Below are 12,351 nucleotides of genomic sequence, written 5' to 3' on the forward strand. Positions count from 1 at the left end.
CAAAAAAAATCATGTTAAAGAAAACATTTTTACTCATCGTGCTGATGACAGGTTTCGTTGGCACCATGAATGCAGAAGAACCAGAGGTACTTAATGCAGAAGTACAAAATGCTCAGGAAGTACAACAGGAAAAGAAAACTGTTGTAGAGGTTCCGCAGTGGGTTAAGAACATTAAGTTTAGTGGTTATGGCATGCTCCAATATCAGGGCGAAGATAAAGAAGGTGCACATACCAACACTTTCAACCTGCGTCTGGCCCGTTTCATCCTCGACGGTAAAATCGGCGACTTCGATTGGCGTGCACAGATTCAGGGTACCAACGTAAAAGGACCAGGCGAACCTACCGTACAGTTGGTAGACCTCTATGCCGAATGGCGTAAATACCCAGAGTTTAAGATCCGTGCAGGTCAGTTCAAGCGTGCGTTCACATTTGAGAACCCCACCCACCCCATCACTCAGGGTTGGTATTCGTACGCCATGGTTATCAATAATCTCTCTGGTTTCGGCGATCGCACTGGCGAAAAGTCATCAGGCGGTCGTGATATTGGTCTTCAGTTCTCGGGAGACCTGTTCCCCAACGCTAACGGTCGTCGTACATTCCACTACCAGATAGGTGTATACAATGGTGAGGGTATTAACCAGAAGGATAAAGACAACAAGAAAGATATCATCGGAGGTTTCTGGGTAATGCCTATTCAGGGACTTCGCATCGGTGCCTTCGGATGGACTGGTACTCGTGGTGAGATGGCTGCGACCTATACAGGTTATGTATACAGCCAAGATGGAGCATATGTCCCATATCCAACTACCATGAACACAACAATCAAGAGCGCTCGCAAGAACCGCTACGCCCTTTCCGCCGAGTACGACAAGAATGAGTACACCTTCCGTGCTGAGTATCTGCATAGCCAAGGTTATGGTGCAAATCTTGAGCTAGGCGACAAGGCCGATGGTTGGTATGCTTTCGGCATCGTGCCTGTAGTAAAGAGCAAGCTCCACGCTAAGGCCCGTTACCAGACCTATCGCGACAACAAGGAATGGAATCGTGCTAAGACCATGTACGAGATCGGTCTGAACTACTTCTTTACGAAGAACTTGCAGCTCAATGCAGAGTATGCACTTGTAAACGAGCGCGCTGCTCACAAGAATCACAACTTCGTAGATATAGAATTAGACTTCCGCTTTTAACGCAGGAAGCGCTTGGTGAGTGCTTGCCACAGATGAGTTTTACTACGCAGAACTTGGAGCGACAAACCCATACTAAGCAATATGACTAAAGCACTTGCCGCCCAATAAAGAACGCCTTCGGCGGTGAGTGTCAGCATATAAGCCAAAAGACCAAGTGCGATCTGAACGACAGCATATCTATATACGGTTACCGAACTACGGTAACCGTATTTTTTATATGCATAGGCATTGACTAACAGATACTCAAAAAGATGAGCCAAAGTAACGGCAATTCCCGTACCGAGAAGCCCCCACTGACGATAACCGAAAATAACAAGGAGAACAAATACTACATAATAGGAGGTCTCAAGAAACAGATAGGAAAGCGAATAACCTCTGGCAAGAGTGATATATGCCACAGGAAGAGTCAGTACCTTCATATACATGGCCAAGGCAGCAACCTGAGCCATTCCCACCACAGGCAGGAACTGCTGACTGAATAATAATGGCACAAGGATTGGCAGAAAAACTACTAATCCCGCCAACATAGGCGATATCAGCAGCAATGAGACCTCCATTTGACGGTTAACGGTATCGTTCGTAGTTGCAATATCATGCTGAACCCCTGACAAACGAGGATAATAGTCGGCTTCCATAGCGGAAAAGACCATACCCGCATAGGTAATAGTTAGCATATAGCCTGCATTATAGAGTCCGAGTACATCAAGGTCGCCTGTCACGTTCAGATAGGAACGAATAAACATCTCAGATGCAGTACCCACGATAGCCGCCAACGTATAAGCTACGCCAAGACGCACCATATCCATTCCCTCGCCCAAGATGCCACGAGCACCACAAAGCATCAGCGGCATCAGGCGGAAGGATTGACGCACCGTGAGCAACATGGTTGCTAAAGCCATCAGCACGATGACAGGTACGATGCCAGACTCACCGAAGACATAATAGATAGGAACAGAGATGACAAGAGCAGCAACAACCGTCAACACCTGAATCACGGCCAATGATCCAAGGCTGCGCATGCCTTTAAGTATAGCTGTCTCGCCACCGGTAATAGCCAGCATACCGACAGCAGGCGAAAGTAACATGAAGTGAAGGCTGTGATTACCCCAGGCAAAGGTAGTCTGACTCAGCAACGGCCCTATAGCCACACATACCAGCATACCTATCAAAGCCGTAAGCAGGCACCATCCTCTGATTACTTTCACAAAATGTTCCAACTCTTCTTTCTGGCCTCCATCATACAGGGCTGAAATATGTCGCACTGCACTGAAAGAGATGCCAAGATTAGTAGCCTGAGAAACAAAACCTACTGTGGTATTAAACAATGAGGCCAGGCCCATGCCCGATGGACCGAGTATTAATGCAACAAGTTTTGTACGTACAAGTCCTAAAACAATACTCAGCCCTTGCACGCCACCGAAAATACCCGTATATTTCAGTATATGCCGATAACTTTCGTTAGATTCTTTAGCCATATAATAAACCAAACGCAAAAGTACGCAAATTATTTCAAATGAAAAGAAAAAAACATTTTTCTTTTGCATTTTGCTCACTTATTCGTAACTTTGCCCCGTGAAACTAAGTATAATCATCCCTGTCTATAACGTAGAGGCCACACTCAATAAATGTATAGAGAGTGTTGTCAATCAGGATTTCAGTAACTATGAACTGATTCTTGTCGACGACGGATCACCAGACCGTTGTCCCCAGATATGCGACAGATGGGCACTTAAGAGCGAAAAGATTTCCGTAATACATAAGAAAAACGGTGGTTTGAGTGACGCCCGCAACGCAGGTATTGACGTAGCCAGAGGTAAATACATAACCTTCATCGATTCCGACGACTATATCGGCGAACACACATTTGCACCTGTAATGGATTATATAGCCAGAAATCCAGAAGTAGACATCTTAGAATATCCCGCACAACTGTTCTACGGCTCGCCGAACCATCATGAGCTGGCTTTTCCTGAAGAAACGGTATATAACAATATGGAGGCATACTGGTTTCAAGGACGTGCTTACCAGCATACCTATGCTTGGAACAAGATATACAAGAAGGAACTCTTTGACGAGGTCAGGTTCCCTACGGGTGTTGTTTTCGAAGACATCTATACACTATATTGTCTTCTCAAGAAAGCCAGCATCGTGGCAACTATCAACTCGGGATGTTACTACTATTGCTATAATCCCAAAGGCATTACGGCTACTGCCGACAATTCGGCCATGCGCATGCTACTCCATCATCATGTGAGTATCATCATGGATACACAACGACGTGACAAGGACTTTCAAGCCTATTACATGCAAGTAATCAACATACAGATAGATGTTTTTGAAATGACTGGCGAAGTACCAATACTACCCGATATACATATGAATCCCAAATATTTCAACGGTATTCAAAAGCTCAAATCTATCGCATTAAACATATTGGGTATCAAATCATTATGTAAACTCACCAGACTCTTTCATAACGTATGGAGAAACCACTAATCAGCTTTATCATTGCCTACTATGAACTACCTGCCAGGATGCTTTGCGAGTGTATCGACAGTATACTTGCCCTATCGCTTCGTGCATTCGAGAGAGAGATCATCGTAATAGACGACGGTTCGGCAAATGCTCCAATGGGCGAGCTCACGAAATATGGTGAGGACATCATCTACATCAGACAGGCTCATAAAGGACTAAGTGTAGCAAGAAACACAGGCATACAGATGGCTACAGGCACCTATCTGCAATTTGTAGACAGTGACGATAAGCTGATACGACCTGCCTATGAACACTGTATCGATTTGATTCGCTTCAACGCACCAGAGATGGTGATGTTCGACTTTACCCACAAGCCATCGGACAACCCAAACTACACAGACAGCGAACCGCAGAAAGGCAGCAGGCTCATGCGCCATCAGAACATTCGCGGAACGGCATGCGGTTATCTCTTTGCCCGTTCCATTTTGGGCAATCTGAGATTCACCCCTGGTATCTGTCACGAGGACGAAGAATTTACCCCCTTGCTATTATTACGGGCAGAGAAAGTTATCTGGACCGATGCCCAGGCTTATCTGTATCAGCAGCGCCAAGGCTCTATCAGCACAGGAAATCATATACGTCAGCGGCTGGGACGCTTGGAAGACGTGAAGAGCATCATTATGCGTCTTAGTGTTCAAGCCGACAGACTTCCAATAGACGATCGGTCAGCTCTGCAACGCCGTGTGGCCCAACTCACGATGGACTATCTCTACCAGATTATCCGGCTGAAAAGTCCGAGCCATTATATCGAGCGCAAAATCGAGGAGCTACGACAGGCAGGGCTCTACCCTCTTCCTAATCAGGACTATACGTCGAAGTACGTATGGTTCCGCAGATTGATTAATACTCAGGCAGGACGTTCTGTCCTAACACATCTCATACCACTGCTCAGCAAAGAACGATGAAAGTATTACTTGTTGGCGAATATAGCAATGTACACGCCACGCTTGCCGAAGGGCTCCGCTCATTAGGACACGAGGTGACCGTTGTATCCAACGGTGATTTCTGGAAGAACTACCCCAGAGATATCGATGTGGCTCGAAAGCCAGGCAAATGGGGAGGTATCTGCCTGATGGCAAAGCTATACGGACTATTGCCGAAACTAAGAGGTTACGATATCGTGCAACTCATCAACCCAATGTTCTTTGAACTGAAAGCCGAGCGTTTGTTCTGGTTTTATAATTATCTGCGCCGCCATAACAAGAAGGTGTTTCTTGGCGGCTTCGGTATGGATTGGTATTGGGTTTATACCTGTACGTACAAGAAGCTTTTACGTTACAGCGATTTCAACATCGGTGAGGAACTACGTACTGACAATGAGGCTATAAAATACCAGCAGGAGTGGCTCGGCACAACCAAGGAGCGTCTGAACCGTCATATTGCAGAGGACTGCGACGGCATTATTACAGGACTATATGAATACGATGTGTGCTACCGCTTCCACTTCCCCCAAAAGACGACATATATTCCTTTCCCCATCAGGCAGCAGAGCGGCGTCACGGTAAATAGTGACACAAGCGATAGAATCAGGGCTTTCATTGGCATCAATCGTGAACGTTCGGCATATAAAGGTACCGACATCATGTTGCAGGCCGCCCTTGACATCAGCCACAATTATCCTGAGCGGTTCGAACTCATTAAAGCAGAGTCAGTCCCCTTCGCCCAGTATCAGAAAATGATGGACGAGGCCGACATCCTGCTCGACCAACTCTACAGCTATACCCCCTCTATGAATTCTCTGCTGGCCATGTCGAAGGGAATCATCTGCATAGGCGGAGGCGAGAGTGAAAGCTACGACATTCTCGGCGAGACTGAGCTGCGCCCCGTTATCAATGTGCAGCCCAATTATGAGAGCGTATATCACGAAATAGAGAAACTTATACTGCATCCCGAGCGCATTCCCGACCTGAAACGCCAAAGTCTGGAATACGTCTGCCGTCATCACGATTTCAAGAGAGTAGCGCAGCAGTATATTGACACTTGGAGCAAAAAATAAAGGCTGCACTTTTACATGCAGCCTTCATCTTAATTCTTAGTTGTTGTTCTTTCAACGTCAGCTTATGCCTCAGCAGGAGCAGCCTCTTCAGCAGCAGCCTCAGCGGGAGCCTCAGCAGCAGCGGCCTCAGCAGCCTTTGCAGCCTCTTCCTCAGCCTTAGCAGCAGCCTCGGCAGCCTTCTTGTCAGCTACCTTCTTGGCAATAGCCTCGTTAACGGCCTTCTCTGCCTTCAGTGCGTTGGCAGCAGCTTCCTTCTTAGCCTTCAGCTCATCCTCACGAACCTTGTCGAGACCCTTCTGCTTGTCAGCCTTCCAGGCATCGAACTTCTTCTGTGCGGCAGCCTCGTCGAAAGCGCCCTTCTTCACGCCACCACGCAGGTGCTTCATCAGGTAAACGCCCTCACGGCTCAGAATGTTACGTACTGTGTCTGTGGGCTGGGCACCAGTCTCAACCCAATAAAGCGCACGGTCGAAATTCAAGTCTACTGTGGCAGGATTGGTGTTAGGATTGTAAGTACCAATCTTCTCAGTAAATCTACCATCTCGTGGTGCACGAGCGTCGGCGATAACGATGCTGTAGAAAGCATAACCTTTGCGACCACCGCGCTGCAATCTGATCTTTGTTGCCATAAATGCTTAATTTTTTAATTGTTAAATTTGAATTTCATGCTCTTAACTCGTAAAAGCGGGTGCAAAGGTACGAATAAAATAACAAATAAACAAGTAATTATGAAAATATTTAGTATCTTTGCCAGCGAAATGAGCAAAATCACAGAATTATCAATACTGATTCCGAACTACAACACGGTTTGTCTGCCGTTAGTACAGCAGTTGCAGGCTCTTCTGCAGGCGACTTTCATTCCCTACGAGATCCTTGTAGGCGACGACGGCTCCGACAACAAAGAGACAATTGCCTCTAACCTCCCCATCTCCTCGCTCAGCAACTGCCAATACATCCTGCGTGAGCAGAACGTCGGGCGTGCGGCCATCCGCAACTTCCTGGCCCAGAAAGCCCAATATAGCTTCCTATTGTTTATCGATAGCGACATGACGGTGCTCAACAACCAGTTCATCACACGCTACCTGAAATGTCCCTGCCTGGGCGTTATCTGCGGGGGCGTGAGCATTCACGGCGACGAAGAATGCCTGAAGGACCGTTCGGTTTCCAGCCGTTTGCAAGGCAAGAACCTGCGCTACCTCTACGAGAAGGCCGAAGAGAACAAGCACATCGCGAGCCAGCGACAGGCTTCTCCTTATCAGCATCTGCACACAGCCAACCTGCTCATTCGCCGCGAAGTGATGCTTCAGCATCCTTTCGATGAGCGGTTCCGCCATTATGGCTACGAGGACGTGCTGCTTGGAAAGGCTCTCCGACAGCATCGTATACCAATCACTCATATAGATAATCCGTTGGGATTTTGCACATTCGAGACCAATGCCGACTTCGTGAGCAAGACGGAAGAAGGCCTTCGCACCCTATACACCTTCCAGTCTGAGCTGAAAGGCTACTCGCGACTGCTGACACTGGTCTCTGGCATCCATATCCCCCTCATCCTGTCAATCATCCGATTGGGACATCGTCTCTTTCACAGAATAGAAAGGCGAAACCTCTGTGGCCCCCACCCGTCTCTGCTTATCTTCAAACTCTATCGCCTTGGTTACTTTCTGTCGCTCCGCTGAGTCCTTGCGTTCCAAGCCTTTTCAAGAGCCCATGATTATTATTGACAAAGCGCCTCGTGAGAATCGCGTCTTTGTCACCAAGCCATCCACAGACCGCAAATACGCGAGTTTTGGAGCGTTTTTATAAGTCGCTGATAACGTGCCTGTTACGGAAAAAGGCAATTTCCAATTCCCGTTAAGATAGTTTCTTTCACAACAAAACAAGTTGTTTTGTACTCGAAAAGACTATCTCTTTCACCTTTGGAGGCTATCTCTACAAAAGTAAAACAAATTGTTTTACCTGAAAAGACCCTAAGTTTGCCATAAGGAAACCCATAGTTTGCCGTAATGAAACCCTAAGTTTGCTTACGACAAACCCGTTTCTTGTCGGTAATAAACATTAAAAGCGCCTCCCGCTGCTCTAGATTGAGCAAATCAGAAGGCGCTTTTTTATGTATCTATTCTTTACAATCCTGCAAAGGAGTCTTCCCTTTATCCCTGGTCAACTACTGTGCCAAATCGAAAGGAATGACCGAGAATGTAAGCTTCTCGTAACCCTCGAAGTCGTCGAACTGAACCTGGAAATTCTCATACTGATAGTAGTTACCACCAGTATTGTGAGTATCCTTAATAGAGTTACTCTTGGCCAATGTGTTGAGAATCTGGTTGTATACAACCTTATCGTTCTTCTCGTCCTCAATCTGAATAGCCATAGAAGTAACATAGCCGTTCTCGATCTTGTATGTATATTCACCAGCAGCATAAAGCTGGAAAGCGTCAGTCTCGAGAATAGTCTCTAGCTCACCCACCTCATTCTCAAGGTCCTCTTTTGACCAATTCACATAGTTAATAGGCTCGAGATTCTCGTCGAGCTTAATATAGGTGGTGTCACAATCGTTGGTGACATTCGTCTCCTCTGCATAAGTCATAGTAGCACCCGCCAGTAAAGCGAGCATCAAAATCGTAATCTGCTTTTTCATTTTCATTTCAAATCATCTCTTTTTCCGCTGCAAAGGTACTAATTTATAAGGTATACACCAACTCTTTTTGGCAAAAAATTCATAAAATATCCACTTATGGCCGACTTTTTGACAAAAGTCAAGCCATAAGTGGTATCATTTTGCTCACAGAATGAGCTATTCAGAGTGCAAATTAATTGATAGGCTTGATAACGAAGGTGAAATCGTAAGCCTTGCAGGGCACCATATACTCCTTTCGAGGCCATGCTCCCCATGAGTTAACACAACCGAGTCCCATCTGTCGCTGCTGGATGTGAACCTGCGTGAGAGGGCGCTCTACGAGGTCGCCAGAGTGATGTCCCCAGACCTTATCTTTCACAGGTCCGTCGTCAAGGTCTTCAATCAGGTAGTTCAATGCACTGGCCTCCATCGGTGCATTTGAATAGAACTCAAGTCCCTTGCCCTGTTCATTGAGTACACGGAACCAGCGTATATCTGTATGATTTCCAGACTCCTGTGGACGGACATACGAGAAATATTCATCAGCCACCTTATTGCCATATACGCCAATGAACTCTGATGAGTTGCGATCGATATAGTTCTCAACAGGGCCACGACCATAGTACTTGACAGTATTATACTGCTTCGGCATCTGAAGCGTCATACCATAACGGAACATAGGAACGATGTCAGAAGACGATGGTTCAAACTGCTCGCGAACAATCACTTCACCTTCAGCTGACAACGTATAAGTCATCGTCAGTTTAGCCTTCACGTCAGGCATCTCGAAAACAGCTACCACAGAATTGCCTTTTACCTGACAATCAGCGAGTTTCATCTGAGGATTCTTCCAAACGCCTAGTCTGTTCTGAAGTTGTGCGCCATAGTCATTATCAGTTGGAGCACGCCAGAACTCAGGCACGATAGAGCAGCGATCGAGCAACATCGGTTCACCATCTACATCAAGATAGTCAATCCATCCGCTCCATTTACCGATGGTCAAAGAAGTACCAGCCACATCAAACTTCACATAGCTTTCTGTCTCCTCTTTCGCTACCGTAGCTGTCTCTGCCTTGATCTCAGGGAACTTGTAGGGCTGGACAATGAACTGCTGACGAGCCAGTACCTGACCTTTCTCTATGAGCGGCTGAGCTTCACGGCTACGGAACTCGAAGTTAACAAGTATCTCCTCATCTGCATGGTGAGCAAGCACCTTCGTCAGCATCTTTGCCAATCCTTCGTCGACAATGGTCTTACGCTGTTGTGGAGCAATACCGCTGACGTCGATAGTACCACTGTGCTTCTTAACCTTCCACACTAGTTCTAAATCATCGATTGACTTGAAGAAGTTTTCGTTATACACCTCTAACTTACCATCCTTCAGTCCCTTATCGGTAATCCATACATTCTGATAGTAATAGCCCACCTCATGAGCATGGGGATTCAGACGGCGATCGGGAGCAATGATACCATTGCAGTTGAAGTTATAGTCAGAAGCAGGATAGCGTCCGTAGTCACCGCCATAGGTAAAGATCTCCTTTCCTGTGACAGGGCTCTTGTCGCGCAATCCCTGGTCAACAAAATCCCAGATATAGCCACCCTGATACTTTGGATACTTACGGATGAGGTCCCAATACTCCTTAAAACCACCCATTGAGTTACCCATGGCATGAGCATACTCGCACTGGATGAGCGGACGGGGATTATCACCCTTGGCATACTTCTCACAGTCTTCATAGCCCAGATACATCGGACAGAAGATATCTGTCTTTCCGTCTTGACGAGCCTGTTCGAACTGGCAGGGACGTGAATTGTCGTAGGCTTTCACCCAATCGTAGGCTTTCTCGAAGTTAGGACCGTAACCAGCCTCATTACCAAGAGACCAGACGATGATTGACGGATGGTTCTTATAAGTCATGACATTACCCTCCTGACGCTCAATATGCGCCTTGGCAAACGCCTCGTTCTTGGCGAGCGTCTGCTCGCGATAACCCATACCGTGACTTTCGAGATTCGACTCTGCCGTAAGATAGATTCCGTATTCGTCGCAGAGGTCATACCAACGGGGATCATCAGGATAGTGACAAGTACGTACAGCATTGATATTCAGCTGTTTCATAATCTTAATATCCTGAATCATACGCTCAACAGAGACGATATAGCCACCATCAGGATCAAGCTCATGACGGTCTGCTCCCTTAATCAGGATAGGCTGTCCGTTAACCAGCAACTGCCCTCCTTTTATCTCGATATGACGGAAGCCTATCTTCTGTTTGATAACTTCCTGGACATCCTGACCTTTCTTTAATGATATATATAAGGTATAGAGGTTAGGCGTCTCGGCTGTCCAGGCTTTAGCATCAGCAACAGTCGTATTCAGACCTTCGGCCACCAACTTTCCATCAGCGTCAAAGAGTTGTGCTTCAACGTCGGCTTTGCCACCAGCAAGCTTCACGTCAACATCAAGGAGTCCTTTTCCGTCAACATAATCCTGCTTCACGAAGATATCCTGAACATGAACCTTTGGGGTTGCATAGAGATACACTTCACGGGCGATACCTGTGAAGCGCCAGAAATCCTGATCTTCGAGATAAGAGCCATCACACCAACGCATCACTTGCATGGCAATCAGATTCTTGCCAGGCTTCAGATACTTCGTGATATTAAACTCTGCAGCAACCTTGGAGTCTTCAGAGTAGCCCACATATTTTCCATTTACCCATACAGAAAGGTTACTCGTGGCAGATCCTACATGGAAGAACACCTCCTGACCTTTCCAGCTGACAGGCAGTTCGAACGTACGGCGATAGGAACCCGTATAGTTATTGGTCTCACCAATATAAGGCGGGTTACTCTTGAAAGTCGTACTCCACGCATAGCCCATGTTTCTGTAGGTCTTGTCGCCATAGCCATTCAATTCAAAGAGGCCAGGCACTGGGAAATCTACCCACTTGGCATCATCGTACTTCACACTAAAGAAGTTCTTCGGCGCATCCTGATGGTTCTTAACGAAATGGAATTTCCATGTTCCCTCCATAGAGAGAAAACGGTTAGACTGCGCTTTGTCACCTTTAGCCTTGTCAATGCTCTCATAAGCAAAGAAATGAGCATGACGCATTTCACGATTCTGCTGATTTGCATTAGGATCCTGCCATACGGGTAACTTCTGGGCATTTACAGCCAAAGCAGCCAGACAGGCCATTGATAGAAATAGTTTTTTCATTTTTCTTTTTGTTTTAATTATTATTCGTAGTCGTCGATTACGGCATTCATAAAATCCATCATTGGCTTGGCAACACGAAAGATATGTTCCATCTCGTCGAGCCAGCCATCGCCCTCGAAGAAATCTTCAGGCACAGCATGCCAGGCACAATAGTTCTTTAAACGCAGATATTTCACATATTCCCAGTCTTTGGGGAAACCTGATGGGCACGTCTTCAGCTTTTCCAAACCAAAACCTTGTGGCTGGTCCCAGTAAGCAATGGAATTATCCTGTCCCTCATCATTGAAATACCTTTTAAACTCTTCGTTTTCCACACACTTCAGCCAAGCCTCGGTATTACCCATAATTTCATTCCTACACGAAGTGAGAATATTAGTAGGCAACCAATAGTTCCCTACTGCCAACACACAGTGATCGGGTTCCAGATGGATATAGTAACCGCCTCGCAATGCCTTCTTGCCCTTTGCATCAATATAGGCACCTAAGTGATTCTTATAGGGTGATTTATCAGCAGAGAAACGAGTATCACGATAGAATCTGTATGTACAATCTTTCACCGTAAGGTGCGCAATCTCAGGGTCAAAAGTCACTATACGTTCTATCGCTTGACTAATACCCCGTTCAAACTCTGCCCTGACCGATTCATACTCTGCTTTATGCTCCTGAAACCAAGGTCGGTTATTATTCGCCATCAGCTGACGAAGAAAACTAATGATTCTTTTACTATCCATAGCGCTGGTTTTGGATGCAAAAGTACAAAAAATATTTGGGAATCTGCAATTATTTACGTACT

At 46.3% G+C, this 12,351-nt stretch carries 10 protein-coding genes; 5 read left to right on the top strand and 5 right to left on the bottom strand.

Annotated features, from left to right (window positions below; all coding sequences use genetic code 11):
- The first annotated feature begins 11 nt into the window (after positions 1–11).
- Positions 12–1,187, top strand: a complete 1,176-nt coding sequence (locus BMX82_RS02455) for a porin (protein WP_051949829.1) — start codon at positions 12–14, stop codon at positions 1,185–1,187.
- On the opposite strand, the gene BMX82_RS02460 is transcribed toward BMX82_RS02455, so the two are convergent.
- Positions 1,184–2,662 (bottom strand): oligosaccharide flippase family protein, encoded by a 1,479-nt coding sequence (locus BMX82_RS02460; protein WP_036912867.1) that lies wholly within the window; start codon positions 2,660–2,662, stop codon positions 1,184–1,186. The two genes, BMX82_RS02455 and BMX82_RS02460, sit on opposite strands and share 4 nt — an antisense overlap.
- Positions 2,663–2,759: 97 nt before the next feature.
- Here BMX82_RS02460 and BMX82_RS02465 point away from each other — a divergent pair, with 97 nt between their 5' ends.
- Genes BMX82_RS02465 through BMX82_RS02475 form a run of 3 tightly spaced genes read left to right on the top strand, consistent with a single transcriptional unit; the run spans position 2,760 to position 5,718 of the window.
- Complete coding sequence (locus tag BMX82_RS02465) at positions 2,760–3,683, top strand: glycosyltransferase family 2 protein (RefSeq protein ID WP_091765730.1); 924 nt, start codon at positions 2,760–2,762, stop codon at positions 3,681–3,683.
- On the top strand, positions 3,668–4,627 hold the full coding sequence (locus BMX82_RS02470; RefSeq protein ID WP_091765732.1) for a glycosyltransferase family 2 protein: 960 nt from the start codon (positions 3,668–3,670) through the stop codon (positions 4,625–4,627). The genes BMX82_RS02465 and BMX82_RS02470 overlap by 16 nt, the downstream gene beginning before the upstream one ends.
- Positions 4,624–5,718 carry a glycosyltransferase family protein gene (locus tag BMX82_RS02475; RefSeq protein ID WP_091765735.1) on the top strand — a complete coding sequence of 365 codons (1,095 nt, stop codon included), beginning with the start codon at positions 4,624–4,626 and terminating at the stop codon, positions 5,716–5,718. Before BMX82_RS02470 ends, BMX82_RS02475 begins: the two co-directional genes overlap by 4 nt.
- A 62-nt stretch (positions 5,719–5,780) precedes the next feature.
- Here the strand turns inward: BMX82_RS02475 and BMX82_RS02480 are convergent, their stop codons facing one another.
- Positions 5,781–6,347 (bottom strand): 30S ribosomal protein S16, encoded by a 567-nt coding sequence (locus BMX82_RS02480; RefSeq protein WP_036912878.1) that lies wholly within the window; start codon positions 6,345–6,347, stop codon positions 5,781–5,783.
- A gap of 99 nt (positions 6,348–6,446) precedes the next feature.
- On the opposite strand from BMX82_RS02480, the gene BMX82_RS02485 reads away from it, so the two are divergent.
- Positions 6,447–7,397, top strand: a complete 951-nt coding sequence (locus BMX82_RS02485) for a glycosyltransferase family 2 protein (RefSeq protein ID WP_255396533.1) — start codon at positions 6,447–6,449, stop codon at positions 7,395–7,397.
- Positions 7,398–7,882: 485 nt separating this feature from the next.
- Here the strand turns inward: BMX82_RS02485 and BMX82_RS02490 are convergent, their stop codons facing one another.
- From BMX82_RS02490 to BMX82_RS02500, 3 genes are all read right to left on the bottom strand, one after another.
- Positions 7,883–8,356, bottom strand: a complete 474-nt coding sequence (locus BMX82_RS02490; protein ID WP_177171992.1) for a hypothetical protein — start codon at positions 8,354–8,356, stop codon at positions 7,883–7,885.
- A 172-nt stretch (positions 8,357–8,528) separates the two neighbouring features.
- Positions 8,529–11,558, bottom strand: a complete 3,030-nt coding sequence (locus BMX82_RS02495; protein ID WP_091765744.1) for a glycoside hydrolase family 2 TIM barrel-domain containing protein — start codon at positions 11,556–11,558, stop codon at positions 8,529–8,531.
- 20 nt (positions 11,559–11,578) lie between these two features.
- Positions 11,579–12,289, bottom strand: coding sequence for a DUF2461 domain-containing protein (locus BMX82_RS02500; RefSeq protein WP_091765747.1), 711 nt, complete (start codon positions 12,287–12,289; stop codon positions 11,579–11,581).
- Positions 12,290–12,351: the final 62 nt, after the last annotated feature.

This window comes from Prevotella sp. khp7 (assembly GCF_900109055.1).
Lineage (GTDB): Bacteria > Bacteroidota > Bacteroidia > Bacteroidales > Bacteroidaceae > Prevotella.

Coding starts and splice junctions, on each gene's coding strand:
- BMX82_RS02455 (WP_051949829.1), top strand. CDS start 12: ATGTTAAAGAAAACATTTTTACTCATCGTGCTGATGACAGGTTTCGTT.
- BMX82_RS02460 (WP_036912867.1), bottom strand. CDS start 2,662: ATGGCTAAAGAATCTAACGAAAGTTATCGGCATATACTGAAATATACG.
- BMX82_RS02475 (WP_091765735.1), top strand. CDS start 4,624: ATGAAAGTATTACTTGTTGGCGAATATAGCAATGTACACGCCACGCTT.
- BMX82_RS02500 (WP_091765747.1), bottom strand. CDS start 12,289: ATGGATAGTAAAAGAATCATTAGTTTTCTTCGTCAGCTGATGGCGAAT.
- BMX82_RS02480 (WP_036912878.1), bottom strand. CDS start 6,347: ATGGCAACAAAGATCAGATTGCAGCGCGGTGGTCGCAAAGGTTATGCT.
- BMX82_RS02495 (WP_091765744.1), bottom strand. CDS start 11,558: ATGAAAAAACTATTTCTATCAATGGCCTGTCTGGCTGCTTTGGCTGTA.
- BMX82_RS02485 (WP_255396533.1), top strand. CDS start 6,447: ATGAAAATATTTAGTATCTTTGCCAGCGAAATGAGCAAAATCACAGAA.
- BMX82_RS02470 (WP_091765732.1), top strand. CDS start 3,668: ATGGAGAAACCACTAATCAGCTTTATCATTGCCTACTATGAACTACCT.
- BMX82_RS02490 (WP_177171992.1), bottom strand. CDS start 8,356: ATGAAAAAGCAGATTACGATTTTGATGCTCGCTTTACTGGCGGGTGCT.